The organism is Xylanibacter ruminicola 23, from assembly GCF_000025925.1.
Lineage (GTDB): Bacteria > Bacteroidota > Bacteroidia > Bacteroidales > Bacteroidaceae > Prevotella > Prevotella ruminicola.
Map to the genome: position 1 here is coordinate 1,398,059 of NC_014033.1, position 17,341 is coordinate 1,415,399.

The window sequence follows — 17,341 nt, forward strand, 5'->3', positions numbered from 1 at the left end:
ATGTTTAATCTTTTAATCGTTTCTTTAGTACGCTTGGCATCGCCAAGAATGTTTAATTGGTCTGCTTCCCATCCTTGTACTCACCCAGAATCTTCAGCGCCTTGGTAAGTGGGATGATGGCATCCACCGCCTGACGGTATCGTGTCAGATCATCGTACATCACATCTACGTAGAACAGGTACTCCCACTCCTTGCCGATGATGGGCAGACTCTGAATCTTTGTGAGGTTGATGTGATAGAACGACAGGATGGCCAGTACGTGTGCCAGCGAGCCCTGCTCGTGAGGCAGCGAGAACACCATGCTGCTCTTGTTAGTCTCTGTAAGCGGACGCATCATATCGGCCTTGTTAGGATTGCTCACTACCAGGAATCGGGTAAAGTTATGCTTGTTGTCCTCGATGTGGTCCTCGAGCACCTTCAGTCCGTACAGCTTGGCAGCCTCGGCATGACAGATGGCAGCCCATCCGCGCTTCTTGCCCTCGGCAATCATCTTGGCACTACCGGCAGTATCCTCGGCCTCCACATTCTTAAGCTGTGGGTGCTGTGCCAGGAAGTTGCGGCACTGCATCAGGGCTACGGGGTGCGAGTGTACCTCGGTAATGGTGTCCCAATCGTCCTCGGGCAAACAACAGATGCTGTGGGTGATGTGCAGCTTATGCTCGCCTACGATGGCAGTACCGCTATCACGCAGCAGCTCGTAGTTGTGCAACAGACTACCCGCAATCGTATTCTCGATAGCCAGCATACCTATGGCGGTAGGATCCTTCTGCATCTCCTCAAACACCTGTTCGAAGGTTGAGCAGCAAATCAACTGTATCTGTTCTCCCTCGAAGTACAGGTGCGCCGCGATATCGTGGAACGACCCGATTAATCCTTGTATTGCAATTCTCTTCATTATCTCAATTTTTACATTTTCTAATTTTTACACTTTAAAAAAGCAAGTCCCGCTATCACTTGGTTGTGAAGCGGGACCTTGTTGTTTTATCTTCCATTGTCATAAGTTGAACTTTACACGCAACTTCCCGCTTCACAGTGTCCTGCAAAGTAAAAATAATAACCGTAAAACCACACATTCAACATTGACATAATTCTCTCGTTTATTTGTTTACGGCTGCAAAAGTATAGTATTTTTGCGAAATAAACAAATAAAATGGCAGAAATTTTGCGATTTCTGCCACAAATTGTTATTTTTCGTGCTTTTACCTATATATTTACGGTAATTCTTTTAAAATTTTACGATATACGCCATAACTTACTTTCTTGATTACGCCATCCTCTTTCAAGCGCTTTAGAGCACGCGATGTGGCAGAATCACTCGTGCCAAAACTGTCCTTAAACTGCTGCGTATTAAACTCCTCAGGCAACTGGCGGAAACATTCATCGTAACGCGTGGTGCGACGACGCTGTACAAACTCCTTATTCTGATCGGCAAAATAGTTAAACGCCATCTCGCCAAAGAAGAACTTCTGAGACTGATACTGAATGTCCATCACCACACGACAGAAACGCTTATCTGTCTCATCCATGGATAGCGTGTGGTGCTCCTGCCACTCGTCCCAATGGCGCATCAGGATAAAGGGCAACGAGATGCCAATACCGTAATACGGAATACGCTTTAACAACATGCGATCGGCCTTATCGCCATTAAATTCAGCTATCTCCATCTTATCGGTCTGCCACTCATAGGTTTCGTCGTTCAGCGGTTCAATGGGTATCTCACCAGCCACCTTATCCAATCGGTAGGCCCACTTCTTCAACGTTTCTTCGCTACCCTCAATCACCTCTTGGTAGCGCTCCACCTTACCTTTATCAGGCAAAGGGATAACTGCCAGTCGGGTGCTCATACCCGTACCAAAATTACGCTGGTTCACTTTGCGATGCAGGGCATAAGGCGTGCCGGTGTAGATAAAGTTCCAATACACGTTGAACATACCCGTTACGCTCTCCTGATTAGCGTACATCTGTCCGTCCTCCTCGTTGTGAAAGGCTTTCAGCTCCAGAATCTCACGGTCTTTCCAATCGCCACCTTTGTTATTTTTGGTAACGTTGTCAAGTTCCGAGTCGAACGAGAACATGTGCAGGTTCAGCGGCTTGCCATCTATCGTTTCGATGGCTGCATTCATGTGGCGGATAAACTCACCGGTAGCCGTACGTGCAGGGTGTACGCGGATGCCTACAGCAGGTCGTTTCAATGCCTCGCCCTTCTGCGCCTTGGTGCTGGTGGTGCGTTCCGTGCGCCCCTCCTTGTAGCGGTTCACAGCATCTATCAAACAGCTATCGGCTTGAATCATCGGGTCGGCAATCTGCTTGTAAAACTCCTCAATCATATGCTTTCCCGCACCAGGATCGCCGATAATAAAGATGCAGTAATTCAAGCGACGCACAATCTTTGGCGCAAACCAGAAGTGATACCAGGCACGCGTCATCAACGTCCCGAACAGCGCCGCCGATGAGAACAATACCGCTGGCAGTTTATGGGGATGCACATTCACAAACAGCTCCTTCATACAAGGATAAAACTCAGCCATCTCCTGCAACTCTTCAGCCCACTTATCCAGCGGCAATTGCGAGTAAACATCATCAGCCTCCCCCGCCCCCTCCAAAGGGAGGGGAGAATTTACAGTTGGTTCCGAAGGCTCTAATACAGCCTTCATCTCCTTTGAGATTTTTGGCAGCCAGGCCTTCCCCTTCTTGGCATTATCGTTCTCCTGTGCCGTTACGTAGTCGGCAGCATTATCCACGGTACGCTTCACATCCTCGCCGCGCTCTGCTATCATATCCTGTACCCAAGGCTGTACCATCAGCAGGGCCAGTGTCTTAGCCTTATCACGGTCGGTCATAATGTACAAATCGCGAGCCAGCACCACGCTGGCCTCATGCCTCGAAACCTCATCGCTGCTGGTAGATCGTTTTTTCCACCATGCTGCGATTATCGAGAGTAACGGCATGCCATTGTACGTCAGAAGCTCAGCAATCCGCAGGTTGTCTCCATCGCCAGCTGATAAAGCAGGTTGGTTTTCTCCAGCACTTTCCACAGCGGCCATATCAGCGCTATCAGCACTATTCTTAGCAACGTTAATAGTAGGCTGGCTACGACCAGCATGGTACTCATCGTTATACTTCTTACCAAATTCTTCGTTTTCATACGTAATCAATTTTTCTTCGTCAATAAAAATAATATCTTCACTTGTAGTAAGGAACGCACCCCTTGAGGCATCCTTGCAAGCCTCATCGGGGTTAAGCCCCAGCTTTTTAGAGAACACTATCTGGTTGTCAATCAGGTTGCCTACGTTGGCATCAGCCATAAACACAACCTTCAATCCATGCCCCGATGGCGTAACGTACACAAACAGAATCCTGGCCTTATCCTCGTCAGACAACTTGGCATAAGCTTCCTCCCAAACCTGGCGCACATCGCCCTCCACATGGTCAAAGTCAATCACACACAAGCCGTTTAGCTTACAATGTTGCTGACTGCGCCAACTGCCCTTCTTAAAGGTTACATCGCCAGTAAGTTTGTTCTCAAACTTCTTATCCCATTCTTCATAGGTGGCAATGAAAATCACAAACGGCAGACTCTTTTTCTTGTTGTCGTAGGCATTCTTATCACCTCGGGCCAGCGCCTCGCGGGCTTCCTTTACTTTTCTGATAGTTTCAGGCGCCGTAATTAGCGCCCGAAACTGTTCTACTGTAACTATTTCGGTTGGTAAACCGAAGCTTCGTTGAAAGCAAAACATTTGTCTATTTCACTTGTTAGTTGGTACAACTGCTTCCTTACGTCCAATGCTCCTTCAACCTCGAATGTGAGCCAGGCCATCAGCTGGGGATGCTCACCTTTAACAAGACAGACCTTCAGGTTGTCGTTGTTTACCAGATACTCGCCTTTCGGCATAGTAGGTTCTGTAATCTCGATGTCCTTGGTCAGCTTAGCCAACTCCTTATGGAAATAGGCCGCCTTGTCAGCCACTTCATCCGGACATTTCAGTTCAATACACGTCAGCGGGTTCTTACCAGTGGTAGCATAACGCTTACTGCGCCCCACTTTCTTCACATCCTTCTGACTGGGCACACCCTGAGCCTGAGGGTCAACCTCTATCGAACCATCATCATAGATTCTGGTGTTCGACTTATACGATTTCTGTAGCTTTCTCATACTCATTTCACGCTAATCTTATCAATATAAATCGTGGTAGCCTGAATCTGTTCACCAGTCTGCTGCGACATCCAGTCTCTCACTACCATCGAGCACTGCACCCTGTAGAAGTAGTTCTTGTCGTAAATCGGACAGTTAACGGCTCGTTCGCCTGTCACCTCGCCTAAGAACGTGTCAATACCATCAGTCAGCTTAAATGTAACAGCATTCATTACCTTTTCCTGACCAGTCTTTTTGTCGGTGTACTTTCTTGTTGAAAGTGCCGACTGCTCCAAAATTCTAACAGTCTTTTCCATTTTAATTTTTACCTTTTTTCATTTTTACCTTTTCCTTATATCTTGTTCCTTATTTCTTTAGCATAAACAATAAATAATCCTTCGTCTCAGCCAGCAATTCGATACCTAATTGGAAGTATTCCTTTTCTGGATTGAGATGCAGCAGATTCACCAGGTTATGGGCCAACCCGGTATTGTTGAACTGCAGGTTGTTGGAACCTGTCTTAAACTTAACCTCAATGCCCCGCGTGCGATTAAACATCAGCACCACATCGGTAGTCTGTCGGCTTCTTGTAAGCAGCATGTGGGTTGATAGCTTTTTGGCTATCATCCGCGAATGTTCCTGATTAAACGTCAGTCGGTTGCCGCCCCTCAAACTCAGCGAACAGGTATCCTTGGGCAGACCCAGACAGTTACTCCTAGTCTTAACATTAATAATCTCCAAGTCCAAACTTTCCAACTGTGCAGCCTCATTAAGATCGGCACGCTTGGTTGATATCATCTTCAACCATTCTTCGTGTATAGCTAACCAAAAATCCTTGTCGTAAATCGACTTGGGATAAACACAAACGCCTGAGGTATCACGTTTTCTACCTTGGCTTTTTCAAGATAAGCCTCCCATAGTAGGAGGATTAACCGAAAGATGATTCTGTCGATAGTTCTGCGAAAACATCACATAGATATTTCGCACGTGTAGGAATCTTTTAAATTCCTGTATCTCTGTTCTTGTCATAATAAAATGCTTTTTTACGTCGCCCCCTTTCAGGCGACCTTTATAATTAATAAATAATGTATTAACAGCCAATGTATCAATAAATTAAAGAGCACTTGCAAACTGATTCTGAGCGTCCTCAGGTTTGCAAGTGCAAAGATAGATACAAATAATGTACGGGGGATAGTTTTAGGCAGCACCCGCCCTTACTATCCCCTGATTACCCTTAATTGCCCATGAAAGCCCTTAATTGCCCAAACTTATTTGCTTAGATATTGGTTGCTAAAGTGTTTTTCGCTGAATCCTTTACCAGTAGGCATACCCAATCTCACCAACTCGGCATAGACTGGCGACGGATTGGGTGGCAGAAGTATTTTCTTGTCGCGAGCCATCTGCTGCAGATACTCGCATATCACTTGTACACTTTGTCGTTTTACTAAGCGTTTCACTTCATTATGAATCGCCACCCCGTCTTCGTCACTAATCGTTGGATGAATAAACTTAAACAGCTCCTCATCCGGTGTCTTTGCATGGGATGTTTGCTTCTCTAAGTCTTTCTGTTCTGCTTTCAAGTTTATGATGTCTTCGTGAATCATTTTCAGCTGCACGTCGTACTCATACAGGGCTATGCGCTGCTCCTTTGTAAACTTCTCGAAACAATACGAAAAAAGATAGGTGTATATTTGTTGGTAATCAATCATAAACATGCGTTCATCTTTCCAATACGAATACCGCTTCAGTTTAGCACACTCCTCAACAAAGTTTCCTGGCAACTCTTGTCCATGTTTGATGTCCTTCTTTACCAGCTCCAACTTCACCGCGGCTATCTCGTCGCCTTTAGGATCCTCATCGTAGTACAAGACACCTTTTATCAGCATGTCAGCGGTTAGTTGCACCTGCTGCTGTATCAGCTGTTTTATCGTGGGATGCGGATGGCGTATGCGCCATAACTCATAATCAAGGGTATGGGTTGATTTCTCTAGTCGTGCTGCCATCCGCTTAAATACTTTTTCAGCATAATCTACATCCACTTGCAGAATCTTAATTTGCAGCTCCTGCAGCATGTTCACCAGAGTAACAATCTTCTGTTTCAGTGGCTCGATAAGCGGTTGACGAGGCACGCTAAAGATTTTGCTTTTCAGCCAGTAGTCCACATCAGTCATGCGGTCAAAGTCAATTACCAGTGGAATCCTACAGCTTCTTATTGCCGACTTATCCAATAGCCGCTTTACAACACGTATGGCATCATCGGCCAGTTCGTTCATACACAAGCTGCAATGCACAAAAATCCGTTCACAGGTAAGGTCGTGCATGTTACAATGCTCCATCAAATCAGCTAGATTCATCAAAGTCTGTTTTTGTTTCATAACAGCCAAACACCTCCTTTCTGTTTGATGGTTAGATACTTGGTTGCATAGCGGGAACACTTCACACAGAAGGTTCCCTCGCGTTGGAGCCAGTTAGCTCCGGTTTTGGGGTTGATAGTCATAATTATAAATTTTGAATGGTAATTTATTAGCGTGTTCTATTGAAGAACAGACGCAAAGGTACAAATAAGTGAGCACAATACAAAAAATGGGTACCCCAAAAAACTACATATTCATTTAAGATGTAGGATAATTAAGAATTTTTATGTACCTTTACTCGATATGCCACATGCACAACTGACGCAGTTCTGAGTGATCTGTGTATATTTTGCACATACCACTTCTCGTTGTAACTCACCCTCTTTAATTAGATACAAAGAAAAATAAGAAATACAAACATTTTAGCCAATAATTCTTGGAATTGGAAAGAAATTCGTAATTTTGTACCCAAATAACAAACATTCAAAAACGATAAGCTATGATTAAGATGTATGTAATGGAGACTTGTCCCGACTGTGCTTATGTCGAGAAGCAAGTAGAAGGAAACCCTAATTTTGAAGTGATCGACATCGGTAAGCATGTCAGAAACCTGAAGCAGTTTATCAAGCTTCGTGATACACATCCGGCTTTTGATGAAGCGAAGGCCGTGGGTGACTTAGGTATTCCCTGCTACGTACTGGAAGATGGCACAGTAACGCTCTACTCGAAGGATGTCGGTTTGGAGCCACGTCCCCAGGACGAAGGTGCTGCTTGTAGCCTCGATGGACGAGGATGTTAGGTATGTAACTCAATCGTTTAGAAAACAACATATCCTTTATATTGGATATATATTTTCAAATGGAGCTATTTGACGAGGAGAATATACATACCACGCTTGATGAACAGTGGGAGAATTACGGGACGCTCAACTATATTGAAGATGAGCGTCGTGAGAGCTATGCTGATTCTGCTGTGGAACGTAGTGAACTACTTGGACAGATAGCAGCAATGATAGATCGACATCTTACCCGTCAGGAATCAGAAATACTCCGTTCCTATTTTGGGCTGCAAATGAAGCGCGTATCTGTAGAAGAACTGGCACTAAGAAATGGTGTGTCGAAAAAACGAATCATACGGATTGTTGGTGATGCTGTAGATAAACTACGCTTCAGCGACGATGCTATTGACATCTGGAAGTATCTGTATAGAAAATGAATAAAGCCTGTCATCACGACAGGCTCTTCAATTGGAAGTTATTCAAACATGTAGATATTTTGGCTAAAACATTGTGGGTGCAAAGGTACGGTGATTCTCCGACATTTGCAATACCTAAAACATGGGATTTATATTCAGATCGATGCTATCAAAGAATAGAGGTAGCTGCCGAAGGATATGAGCAGCCATATCATGAGGGCGATTAGTAGCAGGAGTACAAGCAGGACGATGGCGGATTGCAGCGCACGGCGGTTTACTTGTTTGATGATAGCATCGTCGCCATCGATGAAGCCCTGAATCATCGCCATGTTTTTCATGTTGGCGCGGTGGAAGATATCTATCACGTCGCCGATAAAGAATGGAATCATCCCTAAGAGCACATCCCTCAGCGCATTGTTGAGTACGGCTAATGTTAATGGAATGCTCTTGATGATACACATGGAGAAATAAACGAATGGCACCACGCAGAGCAAGGCCACAGCATCACCCCACCCCGGAATCAACCCGATGACCGCATCGAGATAGAAGCGGTCCATATATCGGGTAAGTGATTGCATCGACTGATAGACTTTATTATCCATCAGCCGAGCGCGTCGTTGCAGTCGTATTTCGTCGTTCATCTGTTGCTAGATTACTGCTCTGCCAAATGGTGAGAGGGCAAGTTTGGCCAGACGGAAGTGCATTTTTCCGAATGGGATACCGATGATGGTGATGCAAAGGATGAAGCCATAGAATATATGTGTAAGCCAAATCCAGATTCCACCAACAAAGAACCAAAGTATGTTCATAAAGGTGCTCAGACATCCTGGTTGCGACTGCATCCACTCAACCTTGGTGCCGAAAGGCCACAAAGCAAGTATGCCAAGTTTGAAGCTTTGCAAACCGAACGGGATGCCTACGATGGTGAGCATCAGGATAAGTCCTGCAACGAAGTACTCGAGGGCAATGTTAATGCCTCCGAAGATGAGCCAGATGATGTTTCCTAATAGTTTCATATTCTGAATTTTTAAAAGTCTTCAACTTTTAGACGTATGAAAAGGTAGAAAAGTTGCATGATATACGAAAAAAAGTGTAATTTTGCAGCAAAATAATAAAAATATGAATGAACCAGAGATAAAAAAGGCGGATGTTTCTACCGAGCTGGAGCTGCCGATGTACGATGCGATTGCAGCCGGATTTCCCATTACCAGCGACTATCCTGCTGACAGGTTGGACTTTAATCGCGACTTTATCAAGCACCCCGAAAGTACGTTTTATGTACGTGTGAAAGGTGACTCGATGAAGGAGGCCGGCATTTTTGATGGCGACTTGTGCCTGGTGGATAAAGCCGAGGAGATGGAACACGGCAATATCGTAGCTGCGTATGTAAACGGTGGCTTTACGGTGAAGTATCTCGATACATCCACCAAGGATCAGGGCTTTATCCGACTGGTGCCTGCCAATAAGGATTTCAAGCCGTTTATCATCGATTCGTCAGATGAGTTTACCGTCTGGGGCAAAGTAATTTTTACCATTAGAGACTGGAGGAATAGCTATTGTTTGCCATTATAGATTGCGATAATTGCTTCGTGAGTTGCGAGCGTGTATTTAGGCCCGATCTCAACGGAAAGCCCGTCGTTGTATTGTCGAACAACGATGGTTGTGTGGTTGCGCGCTCAAACGAAGCAAAGGCCATGGGCATCAAAGCTGGAACACCTTATTATCAGCTGAAGGAGCTCTTCCCCGGACAGGAGATAGCCGTATTTTCATCGAACTACGAACTGTATATCGATATGACCGACAGAGTGATGTCGCTTATCCGAAAGGAGGTGCCTGAATTCTATCGTTACAGCATCGACGAAGGTTTCTGTATGCTCAAGGGGTTGGAGCATCTCGACCTGAAAGCATGGGGCGAGGAGATGCACCAGCGCATCAAACAATGCACGGGCATGCCGGTAAGCATAGGCATCGCCTCTACCAAGACCTTGGCTAAGATGGCCAGCCATTATGCCAAGAAATACCCCGGATTTCACCATTGTTGCTATATCAACCATGTGTCACGTCGCGACAAGGCCTTGGAACTTTATCCCATCAGCGAGGTTTGGGGTATAGGCCGACAGTATGCCAAGCGACTTGAAGCTATAGGCATCAAGACAGCCTATGATTTTGCAACTCAAAGCCGAAGTTGGGTTCGATCCACCTTTAATGTGGTGGTTGAGCGCACCTGGCGTGAACTGAATGGCGAGGATTGCATTTTGCTGGAGGACATGAGCAAGAAGAAAAGTATCTGTACCAGCAGGAGTTTCCCCGGGATGGTGAACGATTTTGAGACGCTGCGAACCAGTATCAGCAACTTTGCCGCCCATTGTGCCGAGAAGCTACGCAAACAGCAATCGGCAGCGGCGATAGTGAGTGTATTTATCGACACGAACCACTTCAGAGAAGATCTACCCCAGTATTGGAACTATGCCGAGGAACGACTGTTGACACCCAGCAGTAGCACGCAGGATATCGTGCAATGTGCGCTGCGATGCACCAAACAGATATACCGACAAGGCTACCAATACAAGCGAGCGGGTGTGATTGTGATGGGCATTTGCCCTGATACGGCTGTGCAGACCAATTTCATCGACTACGATTCGGAGAAATATGAGAAAAAGCGAAAACTGGATGAAGCCATCGACCGTATCAATCGCATAAATGGTAGTGAGACTGTGGTGCTGGGGGCGCAACAATATACGGCTAAAGACGGTAAAGGCCGAGCTAGTATTTTCCGTGACAGCATCAAGCACGACTTCCGCAGTCCAAGCTACACTACCAAGTGGAGTGATATCCCAGAAGCGGAATAACTTTTGCAGTTTTGCGGTTTTGCAAACTTGACTTAAAGGTTTTTAGAAATCTATAATACTAAGCCTATTATTATATAATATATATATTATATAATAATAGAGATATTTTACTAAAATATCCAATACCTTAATGTCAAGTTTGCAAAAGTGCAAAAGCGCAAAACCATCATCAGATAAAAAAAGTAGCTTTGTGGACTAAAATAACTACCAAAACATTTGCACAATTCAAATATTTTTTGTACCTTTGCAATGTTGTTGAAAGGCAACAAAAAAGAGCGCTTAAGCCATAGAAAAATTTTCAGTAGGCCTACCAGAAAATTTTAGATGGCTACACCCGCTCAAACACGACTAAGGAAGAGGTTTTAAGGAAAAGGAAAGATTATAACAAACCCTTTAATTTAAAACAAAATTATGGCACTTAAAGTAAAGGCAGTTGAGCGACTGCTTAAGTTTGACAAAGAGAAAGAAGGTAAGTATCGTTATGTACTGAGCCCCGACCTGTACTCAAGTCTGGATCAGGACAAGGTAATCAAGGAGGCTGCCAGTCGCAGCGGTGTGATGGAAGGCGTGATGCAGGCCTGCTGGAATGCTGCTGGCGAGGTAATCAAGGCCTGGGCCACCGAAGGACACTCGGTTGCCATTCCCGGACTGGGCACCATGCGTTTCGGACTGCGCGGTAAGGCGGTTGAGAACGTGAACGAGGTCAAAGCCGGACTGATCACCACCCGTCGTATCATCTTTACACCAACGGTTAAGCTGAAGGATGAGCTGGCTAACACCGCTATCCAGATTACCTGTATCGACCGCAACGGCAAGGAGGTGAAGCGTGTAACCAGTAGCGACAGCGGCGACGTGGAGGATCCTGAGAACGAGAATGGTGGCAACACCAATCAGGGTGGCAATCAGCCAAGCAATGGTGGCGGTAACCAGGGTGGTAACACAGGCGGTGGCAGCGGTAGCCACGAGCCGATTGGAGACTAAGGGCTTGGGGCTTAGGCCCCGCCCTACATTAAACATGAAACATTAAAGATTAAACATTATGAGTAAGAGAGAAACAGTAAAGTTCATCGTACAGATGATAGCGAGTATCGCCACAGCGATAGTAACCGCCCTAGGTGCAACCAGCTGCATGGGCCTGTAATCAAAGAAATCAGCCGAGGTACCCACCCCTCGGTTGATTTTTTTGCCCCCATCCCAAAATTTCCCAACCTATGCCTTGTTTTTGCACACCTTTTTTGTATATTTGCAGCGTCTAATCTTTAAAAGTATGGCAAAGAATCTATTAAACAAGTACGTATGGCTGGTGGAAACCATCTGCAAGGTTCAAAACAAATGTGGAACAAAATAAGAACGACAAATGAAAGATTTTGCTGCAATAGATTTTGAGACTGCTAACAACGAGCGAACCAGTGTTTGCTCAGTAGGAGTTGTGATTGTGAGAGATGGCGAGATTGTGGATTCCTTCTATTCGCTGATACAGCCAGAGCCCAATTACTATAATTATTGGTGTAGTCAGGTGCATGGACTAACACGTCAGGATACAGAGGAGGCCCCAATATTTCCAGAAGTATGGAAGCAGATTGAGCCAATGATTGAAGGTTTGCCCTTGGTGGCACATAACAAAGCTTTCGATGAGAGTTGCTTAAAGGCCGTGTTTCGTTGTTATCAGATGGACTATCCAGATTATCAGTTCTATTGTACTTGTGTGGCTTCTCGCAAAGCATTCCCAAATGCCGCGAATCACCAGCTACATACGATTTCTAAGCTATGTGGTTATGAGCTAGAGAACCACCATCATGCCCTCGCCGATGCCGAAGCATGTGCCTGGATAGCCAGAGAAATCCTATAAATATTCTGGTATTTTATTAGATTCTTACAAGGTGTGCACTCAAACGGCACACCTTTCTTGTATCTTTGCATCGTGAACATAAGATAATGTAAAGATGGAAACGAGACAGAAGAAAAAGATGGATTTGCTCACAGCTATTGAGCAGATAGTAGAAAAGGCCAAGGACTCGATGCTAAGCCCTGAGTTCTATCGCAAGGCCTCGCGATATATCAAATATGTGTCTGACAAACTCGATCTGACCAGGAACTGAGCGTGATGCTGGCCCTCTTCATCAATCGTAGCGATGATACTAATATTCATATCAGCGAGCTGTCGGAAGATGTTAATTGCTCTACAATCCATATAATACGCTACATGAACGACATTGATATTCTTGAAAAAAGAGAATTCGTACGTTGTTGTAGAGACTTTCATAGATATAGAAAGAGTGTTTCGTATAGAATACCATTTGAGGTTATTGAGGCTCTGAAGCATGACGAAAAGTATGTACCCAGAAGATGTACAGGCCTTACATGCCAGGAACTATTTGGCGAACTCGAAGAAATCTTTGACTTGCGCAAGGAGAATGAGATGACTTATGAGGCTATGCTGCAAAAGATCAATTCTCTTTTTGCAGATAATAGCAAACTAAATTTCGTTCAAATGGTGGATAGTTTCTTTCCTGATGGTGAAGAAAATGAAGAAAGGATGTTGTTAATTTTATTCTGCCATCTATGCGTAAATAATGGTGACGACAATATTCGCTTTCATGATTTAGATTTCTTGTTTGATGACAAACGGGAATGGAATCGTCAGAAAGTAAGACTTAATAATGGGAATCATTTTCTAATTGAGGAACATCTAATTGAGTATAACAATGATAATGGCATGATTCATACTGGAGTAATAAAAGAATATCCTGCTGATTTCATGGATGAAGCCATCCTTAAATACGCCAAAATTAATCTAAGTAACATAATTTAGAATAAAAAGAAAAGAAGTTTGCGTTTTTGGTTGCGCAAACTTCTTTTACATGTTAGTTATTAACCGAACCACCCACAATATCGAGCAATTCGGATGTAATGGCTTGCTGGCGGCTCTTGTTGTATTGCAAGTTGAGCTGGCGCAGCAATTCATCGGCATTATCAGTGGCCGTTTGCATAGCTACCATTCGGGCTGCATGCTCGGAGGCATTGCTATCCAACAGGGCTGTGTAGAGCATCAGGTGAGCCAGTTTTGGCATGAGCAGCGAGAGCACACAGTTCATGTCGGGCTCAACGATAAAGTTATCGTTAAGTGGCTTAACCTCTTCGCTCTTAGCACCCTCGTCCTTTCGCTCTCCCCTATTCTTAAGGTACTCCTGACTCTGCTTGGTGGCAATCACACTCTCAAGATCGCGCTCATGATCGGCCTGCAACTCACTCTCCACATCGATAGGCAGGAAGGTTTTGCGGGTAAGCACCTGTGAGCCTGCACTCTTAAAGTGGTGATAGATGAGTTCTACCTTATCAATCTCGCCCTGAGCAAACTTACGACCCAGCTCCATGGCTATCTCGATGCAGTCGTGCACATTGGGATGATCGGCAAGGGCCGAATACTCGCCCTGCACATTCAAGCCCATCTTGCGTGCCTTCTCGTACACCTTGCGACCAATGGGATAAATCTCCACATTATCACGACCGATGGTTTCGGCGTACTCATTCACAGCATGTGTCATCTGCTTGATGATGTTGGCATTGAAACCGCCGCAAAGCGACGAGTTACTTGAGAACACCACCAGCGCAGCCCTTTTTACGGGGCGCTCCTGATCGTAGATAGTCTGAGCCTCGGCTTCGGCAGCTAAGAACGACTTGAGGATGTGTTCCAACAACTCCTCGTAAGGCAGCATATTCTGAATAGCCACCTGTGCGTGGTGCAGTTTGCTGGAGGCAACCATCTTCATAGCCGACGTGATCTTTCGCGTAGAATTGACTGAGGCTATGCGGCCTTTAATTTCTTTCAGGCTAGGCATAGGCTATCAGGCTTTATACGTTCCAGCAATGTCGGCCATTACAGCCTCGATAGTTGCGGTGGTAGCATCGTCGATCTTACCACTGGCCAGTGTCTCGATAACCTCGGGATGAGCTGAGCGCAGCTTATCGAGGAACGATGTCTGGCATTCGCGTACCTTAGCGATGGGCACTTCGCGCATCAGGCCGTGTACACCGCAATACAGGATGGCAATCTGCTCGCCTACTGGCATTGGGCTGTACTGTGGCTGAATCAACAACTGGTTGTTCTTACGTCCACGGTCCAGTGTCATCGCTGTTACGGCATCCATATCACTCGAGAACTTAGAGAAGGCCTCGAGCTCACGATACTGAGCCTGGTCGATCTTCAGGGTACCAGCCACCTTCTTCATACTCTTGATCTGAGCCGAACCACCCACACGAGATACCGAGATACCTACGTTGATGGCAGGACGGAAACCTTGGTTAAAGAGGTCGCTCTCGAGGAAGATCTGTCCGTCGGTAATCGAAATTACGTTAGTTGGGATGTAAGCTGATACGTCGCCGGCCTGAGTCTCGATGATAGGCAGAGCGGTAAGCGAACCACCACCCTTAACGTGACCCTTCATACACTCGGGCAGGTCGTTCATCTGCTCGGCTACCTCCTGCTGTTCGTTCATCTTAGCAGCACGCTCCAAAAGACGAGAGTGCAGATAGAACACGTCACCGGGATAAGCCTCACGTCCTGAAGGACGACGCAGAATCAGCGATACCTCACGATAGGCCACAGCCTGCTTCGACAGATCGTCGTAAACTACCAGGGCTGGCAGACCACGATCGCGGAAGTACTCACCGATAGCGGCACCTGCAAATGGTGCATAGTACTGCATAGCGGCAGGATCGGCAGCTGTAGCGGCTACCACGATGGTATAAGGCATAGCGCCGTGCTCCTGCAGTGTAGAAACGAGGGCTGCAACGGTACTGGCCTTCTGACCGATAGCTACATAAATACAATACACGGGCTTACCAGCCTCGTAGAAACTCTTCTGATTGATGATGGTATCAACGGCGATGGCAGTCTTACCTGTCTGACGGTCGCCAATGATCAACTCACGCTGTCCACGACCGATAGGAATCATCGAGTCGATGGCCTTCAATCCAGTCTGCAGAGGCTCCTTAACGGGCTGGCGGTAGATAACACCAGGGGCCTTACGATCCAGAGGCATCTCGAATGCCTCGGTGAGATCGATATCACCCTTACCGTCGATAGCCTGACCCAGCGGATTGATAACGCGACCGAGCATGTTGTCGTTTACACGGATAGAAGCGATACGCTTGGTACGCTTCACTACCATGCCTTCCTTGATGCCTGAGGTAGAGCCCAAGAGCACACAACCTACGTTGTCCTCCTCAAGGTTCATCACGATAGCCATGGTACCGTTCTCAAACTCCAGCAGCTCGTTAGCCTCGGCGTTGCGCAGTCCGTAGATACGTGCCACACCATCGCTGACGGTGAGTACGGTACCTACCTCGTCGAACTTCTCGGCATCCGAGATTCCCTTGAGCTGATCGATCAGCACCTGGGAAACTTCGCTTGGTTTAATCTTATCTGACATTGTTGTTTACTTTTTTAATGTATTGAGAATACTGTTGAGTTTGGTTTTGACACTGGCGTCCATGCGGTAGGTGTCGTATTCGAGGATAAAGCCACCGATGATATCGGGGTTAACCTGCGACTCAAACTCTACTGTTCCATTAGTCTTACTCTCCACCATGCGGCGCATCTTCTGTTCTGTTTCAGGCGATACGGCTGCAGCGGTGATGAGTCGTCCGCGGATGACATTCTTCTGCTGGCGGTAAAGCGTGACGTACGAATTGGCGATGAACTGCATCACACTCTCGCGGTCTTCCTTCAGCACAAGCTGTACGAAGGCCTTCATCAGGGGCGAAGGTTCCTTGCCTGCTGCTGTGAGCAGCAGCGCCTCCTTCTTATCCTTCGAGAGCATCGGATTGTCAATCGTAGAGCGCAACTGTGGCACCTCGATGTAGCTCTTTGCTATCTGCTGCATCTCGGCATACACCTGCTGCTCTATCTTGGCGTCGGTGGCACTCTTGAGGAGTGCTCGCGCGTATCTTACCGATATGACTCCTATATCCATACGTTTAATGCTTATTTATCAGTAGAAACATCATCCAGCATACGGTCAATCAAATCCATCTGTGCCTTGTCGTCCTTCAGGCTCTGCTTGAGAACCTTCTCGGCGATGCCAACACTGAGAGCGGCAACCTGCTGACGGATATCGGCAATGGCGGCTTTCTTCTCCTGGTCGATAGCCACACGGGCATCTTCCAAGAGTCGGGCACCTTCGGCCCTAGCCTTCTCCTGAGCCTGCTCCACAATAGCGTCGCGTGTTTCGGCAGCCTCCTTCAGTATCTGAGCCTGCTTGGCACGTGCCTCCTGCAAGATGGATTCTCCCTCCTTCTCGATGTTAGCCAAACGCTCCTGGGCCTCGTGGGCCTTCTTGAGACTGTCTTCAATGTAGCGGTTTCGCTCCTCAACCATACCTACGATGGCAGGGAAACCGTACTTGGCAAGTACGAAGAAGACGACGGCAAACGCCAGAAGCATCCAGAACAAGAGTCCCAGATCGGGGGTGAGGATTGCTGGCAGTTTACTGAAATCCATATTATTTAAAATTTTTCAGTTCTTGAAAACTTCAATTCTAGAATTCTTCAATCCTTACTTGATAAGGAATGCACAAGCTGCGATAGCGAAAAGGGCACAACCCTCAACGAAAGCTGATGTCAGAATCATGTTGGTCTGAATCTTACCAGTAGCCTCTGGCTGGCGAGCAATAGCGTCCATAGCGCTACCACCAATCTTACCAATACCCAAACCTGCACCAATTGTTGCAATACCTGCACCGATACCGCAGCCCAGCTGAGCCAGACCCTCGGCTAAAAATAAAGCTGAAATCATAATACTTTTAATTTTT

Annotated in this window: 22 protein-coding genes; 9 read left to right on the forward strand and 13 right to left on the reverse strand. The window is 46.3% G+C overall.

The window, feature by feature from the left end; all coding sequences use genetic code 11:
* Positions 1–52: 52 nt before the first annotated feature.
* From PRU_RS06120 to PRU_RS06150, 6 genes are all read right to left on the reverse strand, one after another.
* Positions 53–895: a prephenate dehydratase gene (locus PRU_RS06120; protein ID WP_013065389.1), complete on the reverse strand. Its 843-nt coding sequence runs from the start codon at positions 893–895 to the stop codon at positions 53–55.
* Positions 896–1,211: 316 nt separating this feature from the next.
* Positions 1,212–3,737: a BT4734/BF3469 family protein gene (locus tag PRU_RS06125; RefSeq protein ID WP_013063948.1), complete on the reverse strand. Its 2,526-nt coding sequence runs from the start codon at positions 3,735–3,737 to the stop codon at positions 1,212–1,214.
* Positions 3,695–4,153: a hypothetical protein gene (locus PRU_RS06130; RefSeq protein ID WP_013064123.1), complete on the reverse strand. Its 459-nt coding sequence runs from the start codon at positions 4,151–4,153 to the stop codon at positions 3,695–3,697. The genes PRU_RS06125 and PRU_RS06130 overlap by 43 nt, the downstream gene beginning before the upstream one ends.
* A gap of 2 nt (positions 4,154–4,155) precedes the next feature.
* Positions 4,156–4,449: a hypothetical protein gene (locus PRU_RS06135; RefSeq protein WP_013063331.1), complete on the reverse strand. Its 294-nt coding sequence runs from the start codon at positions 4,447–4,449 to the stop codon at positions 4,156–4,158.
* Positions 4,450–4,498: 49 nt separating this feature from the next.
* Entirely contained in the window at positions 4,499–4,930 is a 432-nt protein-coding gene (locus PRU_RS06140; protein ID WP_041385824.1) for a hypothetical protein, read from the reverse strand.
* Positions 4,931–5,400: 470 nt separating this feature from the next.
* Positions 5,401–6,507: a hypothetical protein gene (locus tag PRU_RS06150; protein WP_041385827.1), complete on the reverse strand. Its 1,107-nt coding sequence runs from the start codon at positions 6,505–6,507 to the stop codon at positions 5,401–5,403.
* Positions 6,508–6,985: 478 nt separating this feature from the next.
* Here PRU_RS06150 and PRU_RS06155 point away from each other — a divergent pair, with 478 nt between their 5' ends.
* Complete coding sequence (locus PRU_RS06155) at positions 6,986–7,285, forward strand: glutaredoxin (protein ID WP_013065484.1); 300 nt, start codon at positions 6,986–6,988, stop codon at positions 7,283–7,285.
* A 59-nt stretch (positions 7,286–7,344) separates the two neighbouring features.
* Positions 7,345–7,701, forward strand: a complete 357-nt coding sequence (locus tag PRU_RS06160; RefSeq protein ID WP_041385830.1) for a sigma-70 family RNA polymerase sigma factor — start codon at positions 7,345–7,347, stop codon at positions 7,699–7,701.
* Between the two features lie 134 nt (positions 7,702–7,835).
* On the opposite strand, the gene PRU_RS06165 is transcribed toward PRU_RS06160, so the two are convergent.
* Positions 7,836–8,321: a DUF4112 domain-containing protein gene (locus PRU_RS06165; protein WP_013064758.1), complete on the reverse strand. Its 486-nt coding sequence runs from the start codon at positions 8,319–8,321 to the stop codon at positions 7,836–7,838.
* Positions 8,322–8,327: 6 nt separating this feature from the next.
* Positions 8,328–8,696 (reverse strand): YccF domain-containing protein, encoded by a 369-nt coding sequence (locus PRU_RS06170; protein ID WP_013065493.1) that lies wholly within the window; start codon positions 8,694–8,696, stop codon positions 8,328–8,330.
* Between the two features lie 103 nt (positions 8,697–8,799).
* Between PRU_RS06170 and PRU_RS06175 the strand changes: the two genes are divergently transcribed.
* From PRU_RS06175 to PRU_RS06195, 7 genes are all read left to right on the forward strand, one after another.
* Entirely contained in the window at positions 8,800–9,252 is a 453-nt protein-coding gene (locus PRU_RS06175; protein WP_013065178.1) for a LexA family protein, read from the forward strand.
* On the forward strand, positions 9,237–10,529 hold the full coding sequence (locus PRU_RS06180) for a Y-family DNA polymerase (protein WP_013064217.1): 1,293 nt from the start codon (positions 9,237–9,239) through the stop codon (positions 10,527–10,529). The genes PRU_RS06175 and PRU_RS06180 overlap by 16 nt, the downstream gene beginning before the upstream one ends.
* A 411-nt stretch (positions 10,530–10,940) precedes the next feature.
* On the forward strand, positions 10,941–11,510 hold the full coding sequence (locus PRU_RS06185) for an HU family DNA-binding protein (protein ID WP_013064714.1): 570 nt from the start codon (positions 10,941–10,943) through the stop codon (positions 11,508–11,510).
* Positions 11,511–11,568: 58 nt separating this feature from the next.
* Positions 11,569–11,670 carry a smalltalk protein gene (locus PRU_RS16055; protein ID WP_157054530.1) on the forward strand — a complete coding sequence of 34 codons (102 nt, stop codon included), beginning with the start codon at positions 11,569–11,571 and terminating at the stop codon, positions 11,668–11,670.
* A 216-nt stretch (positions 11,671–11,886) separates the two neighbouring features.
* Positions 11,887–12,378: a 3'-5' exonuclease gene (locus PRU_RS06190; RefSeq protein WP_013065136.1), complete on the forward strand. Its 492-nt coding sequence runs from the start codon at positions 11,887–11,889 to the stop codon at positions 12,376–12,378.
* 94 nt (positions 12,379–12,472) lie between these two features.
* A complete protein-coding gene (locus tag PRU_RS16060) occupies positions 12,473–12,628 on the forward strand; it encodes a hypothetical protein (RefSeq protein WP_013063483.1) in 156 nt (51 codons plus the stop codon).
* A gap of 104 nt (positions 12,629–12,732) precedes the next feature.
* Positions 12,733–13,341, forward strand: coding sequence for a hypothetical protein (locus PRU_RS06195; RefSeq protein WP_143040060.1), 609 nt, complete (start codon positions 12,733–12,735; stop codon positions 13,339–13,341).
* A gap of 52 nt (positions 13,342–13,393) precedes the next feature.
* Here the strand turns inward: PRU_RS06195 and PRU_RS06200 are convergent, their stop codons facing one another.
* The 5 genes from PRU_RS06200 to atpE are packed head-to-tail and all read right to left on the reverse strand — an operon-like array spanning position 13,394 to position 17,328.
* The gene (locus PRU_RS06200) at positions 13,394–14,368 is read right to left on the reverse strand and encodes a F0F1 ATP synthase subunit gamma (protein ID WP_013063234.1); all 975 of its coding nucleotides are present in this window, start codon (positions 14,366–14,368) and stop codon (positions 13,394–13,396) included.
* A 6-nt stretch (positions 14,369–14,374) separates the two neighbouring features.
* Positions 14,375–15,961 carry a F0F1 ATP synthase subunit alpha gene (gene atpA / locus PRU_RS06205; RefSeq protein ID WP_013063841.1) on the reverse strand — a complete coding sequence of 529 codons (1,587 nt, stop codon included), beginning with the start codon at positions 15,959–15,961 and terminating at the stop codon, positions 14,375–14,377.
* A gap of 6 nt (positions 15,962–15,967) precedes the next feature.
* A complete protein-coding gene (locus PRU_RS06210) occupies positions 15,968–16,504 on the reverse strand; it encodes a F0F1 ATP synthase subunit delta (protein ID WP_013065407.1) in 537 nt (178 codons plus the stop codon).
* An 11-nt stretch (positions 16,505–16,515) separates the two neighbouring features.
* Positions 16,516–17,031 (reverse strand): F0F1 ATP synthase subunit B, encoded by a 516-nt coding sequence (atpF, locus tag PRU_RS06215; RefSeq protein WP_013065315.1) that lies wholly within the window; start codon positions 17,029–17,031, stop codon positions 16,516–16,518.
* A 54-nt stretch (positions 17,032–17,085) separates the two neighbouring features.
* On the reverse strand, positions 17,086–17,328 hold the full coding sequence (gene atpE / locus PRU_RS06220; RefSeq protein ID WP_028913239.1) for an ATP synthase F0 subunit C: 243 nt from the start codon (positions 17,326–17,328) through the stop codon (positions 17,086–17,088).
* Positions 17,329–17,341 lie beyond the last annotated feature (13 nt).

Bases quoted from the DNA above. Each gene is read 5' to 3' on its own strand.
- PRU_RS06120 (WP_013065389.1), bottom strand. From the start codon at position 895: ATGAAGAGAATTGCAATACAAGGATTAATCGGGTCGTTCCACGATATC.
- PRU_RS06125 (WP_013063948.1), bottom strand. From the start codon at position 3,737: ATGTTTTGCTTTCAACGAAGCTTCGGTTTACCAACCGAAATAGTTACA.
- PRU_RS06130 (WP_013064123.1), bottom strand. From the start codon at position 4,153: ATGAGAAAGCTACAGAAATCGTATAAGTCGAACACCAGAATCTATGAT.
- PRU_RS06135 (WP_013063331.1), bottom strand. From the start codon at position 4,449: ATGGAAAAGACTGTTAGAATTTTGGAGCAGTCGGCACTTTCAACAAGA.
- PRU_RS06140 (WP_041385824.1), bottom strand. From the start codon at position 4,930: ATGATATCAACCAAGCGTGCCGATCTTAATGAGGCTGCACAGTTGGAA.
- PRU_RS06150 (WP_041385827.1), bottom strand. From the start codon at position 6,507: ATGAAACAAAAACAGACTTTGATGAATCTAGCTGATTTGATGGAGCAT.
- PRU_RS06155 (WP_013065484.1), top strand. From the start codon at position 6,986: ATGATTAAGATGTATGTAATGGAGACTTGTCCCGACTGTGCTTATGTC.
- PRU_RS06160 (WP_041385830.1), top strand. From the start codon at position 7,345: ATGGAGCTATTTGACGAGGAGAATATACATACCACGCTTGATGAACAG.
- PRU_RS06165 (WP_013064758.1), bottom strand. From the start codon at position 8,321: ATGAACGACGAAATACGACTGCAACGACGCGCTCGGCTGATGGATAAT.
- PRU_RS06170 (WP_013065493.1), bottom strand. From the start codon at position 8,696: ATGAAACTATTAGGAAACATCATCTGGCTCATCTTCGGAGGCATTAAC.
- PRU_RS06175 (WP_013065178.1), top strand. From the start codon at position 8,800: ATGAATGAACCAGAGATAAAAAAGGCGGATGTTTCTACCGAGCTGGAG.
- PRU_RS06185 (WP_013064714.1), top strand. From the start codon at position 10,941: ATGGCACTTAAAGTAAAGGCAGTTGAGCGACTGCTTAAGTTTGACAAA.
- PRU_RS16055 (WP_157054530.1), top strand. From the start codon at position 11,569: ATGAGTAAGAGAGAAACAGTAAAGTTCATCGTACAGATGATAGCGAGT.
- PRU_RS06190 (WP_013065136.1), top strand. From the start codon at position 11,887: ATGAAAGATTTTGCTGCAATAGATTTTGAGACTGCTAACAACGAGCGA.
- PRU_RS16060 (WP_013063483.1), top strand. From the start codon at position 12,473: ATGGAAACGAGACAGAAGAAAAAGATGGATTTGCTCACAGCTATTGAG.
- PRU_RS06195 (WP_143040060.1), top strand. From the start codon at position 12,733: ATGAACGACATTGATATTCTTGAAAAAAGAGAATTCGTACGTTGTTGT.
- PRU_RS06200 (WP_013063234.1), bottom strand. From the start codon at position 14,368: ATGCCTAGCCTGAAAGAAATTAAAGGCCGCATAGCCTCAGTCAATTCT.
- atpA (WP_013063841.1), bottom strand. From the start codon at position 15,961: ATGTCAGATAAGATTAAACCAAGCGAAGTTTCCCAGGTGCTGATCGAT.
- PRU_RS06210 (WP_013065407.1), bottom strand. From the start codon at position 16,504: ATGGATATAGGAGTCATATCGGTAAGATACGCGCGAGCACTCCTCAAG.
- atpF (WP_013065315.1), bottom strand. From the start codon at position 17,031: ATGGATTTCAGTAAACTGCCAGCAATCCTCACCCCCGATCTGGGACTC.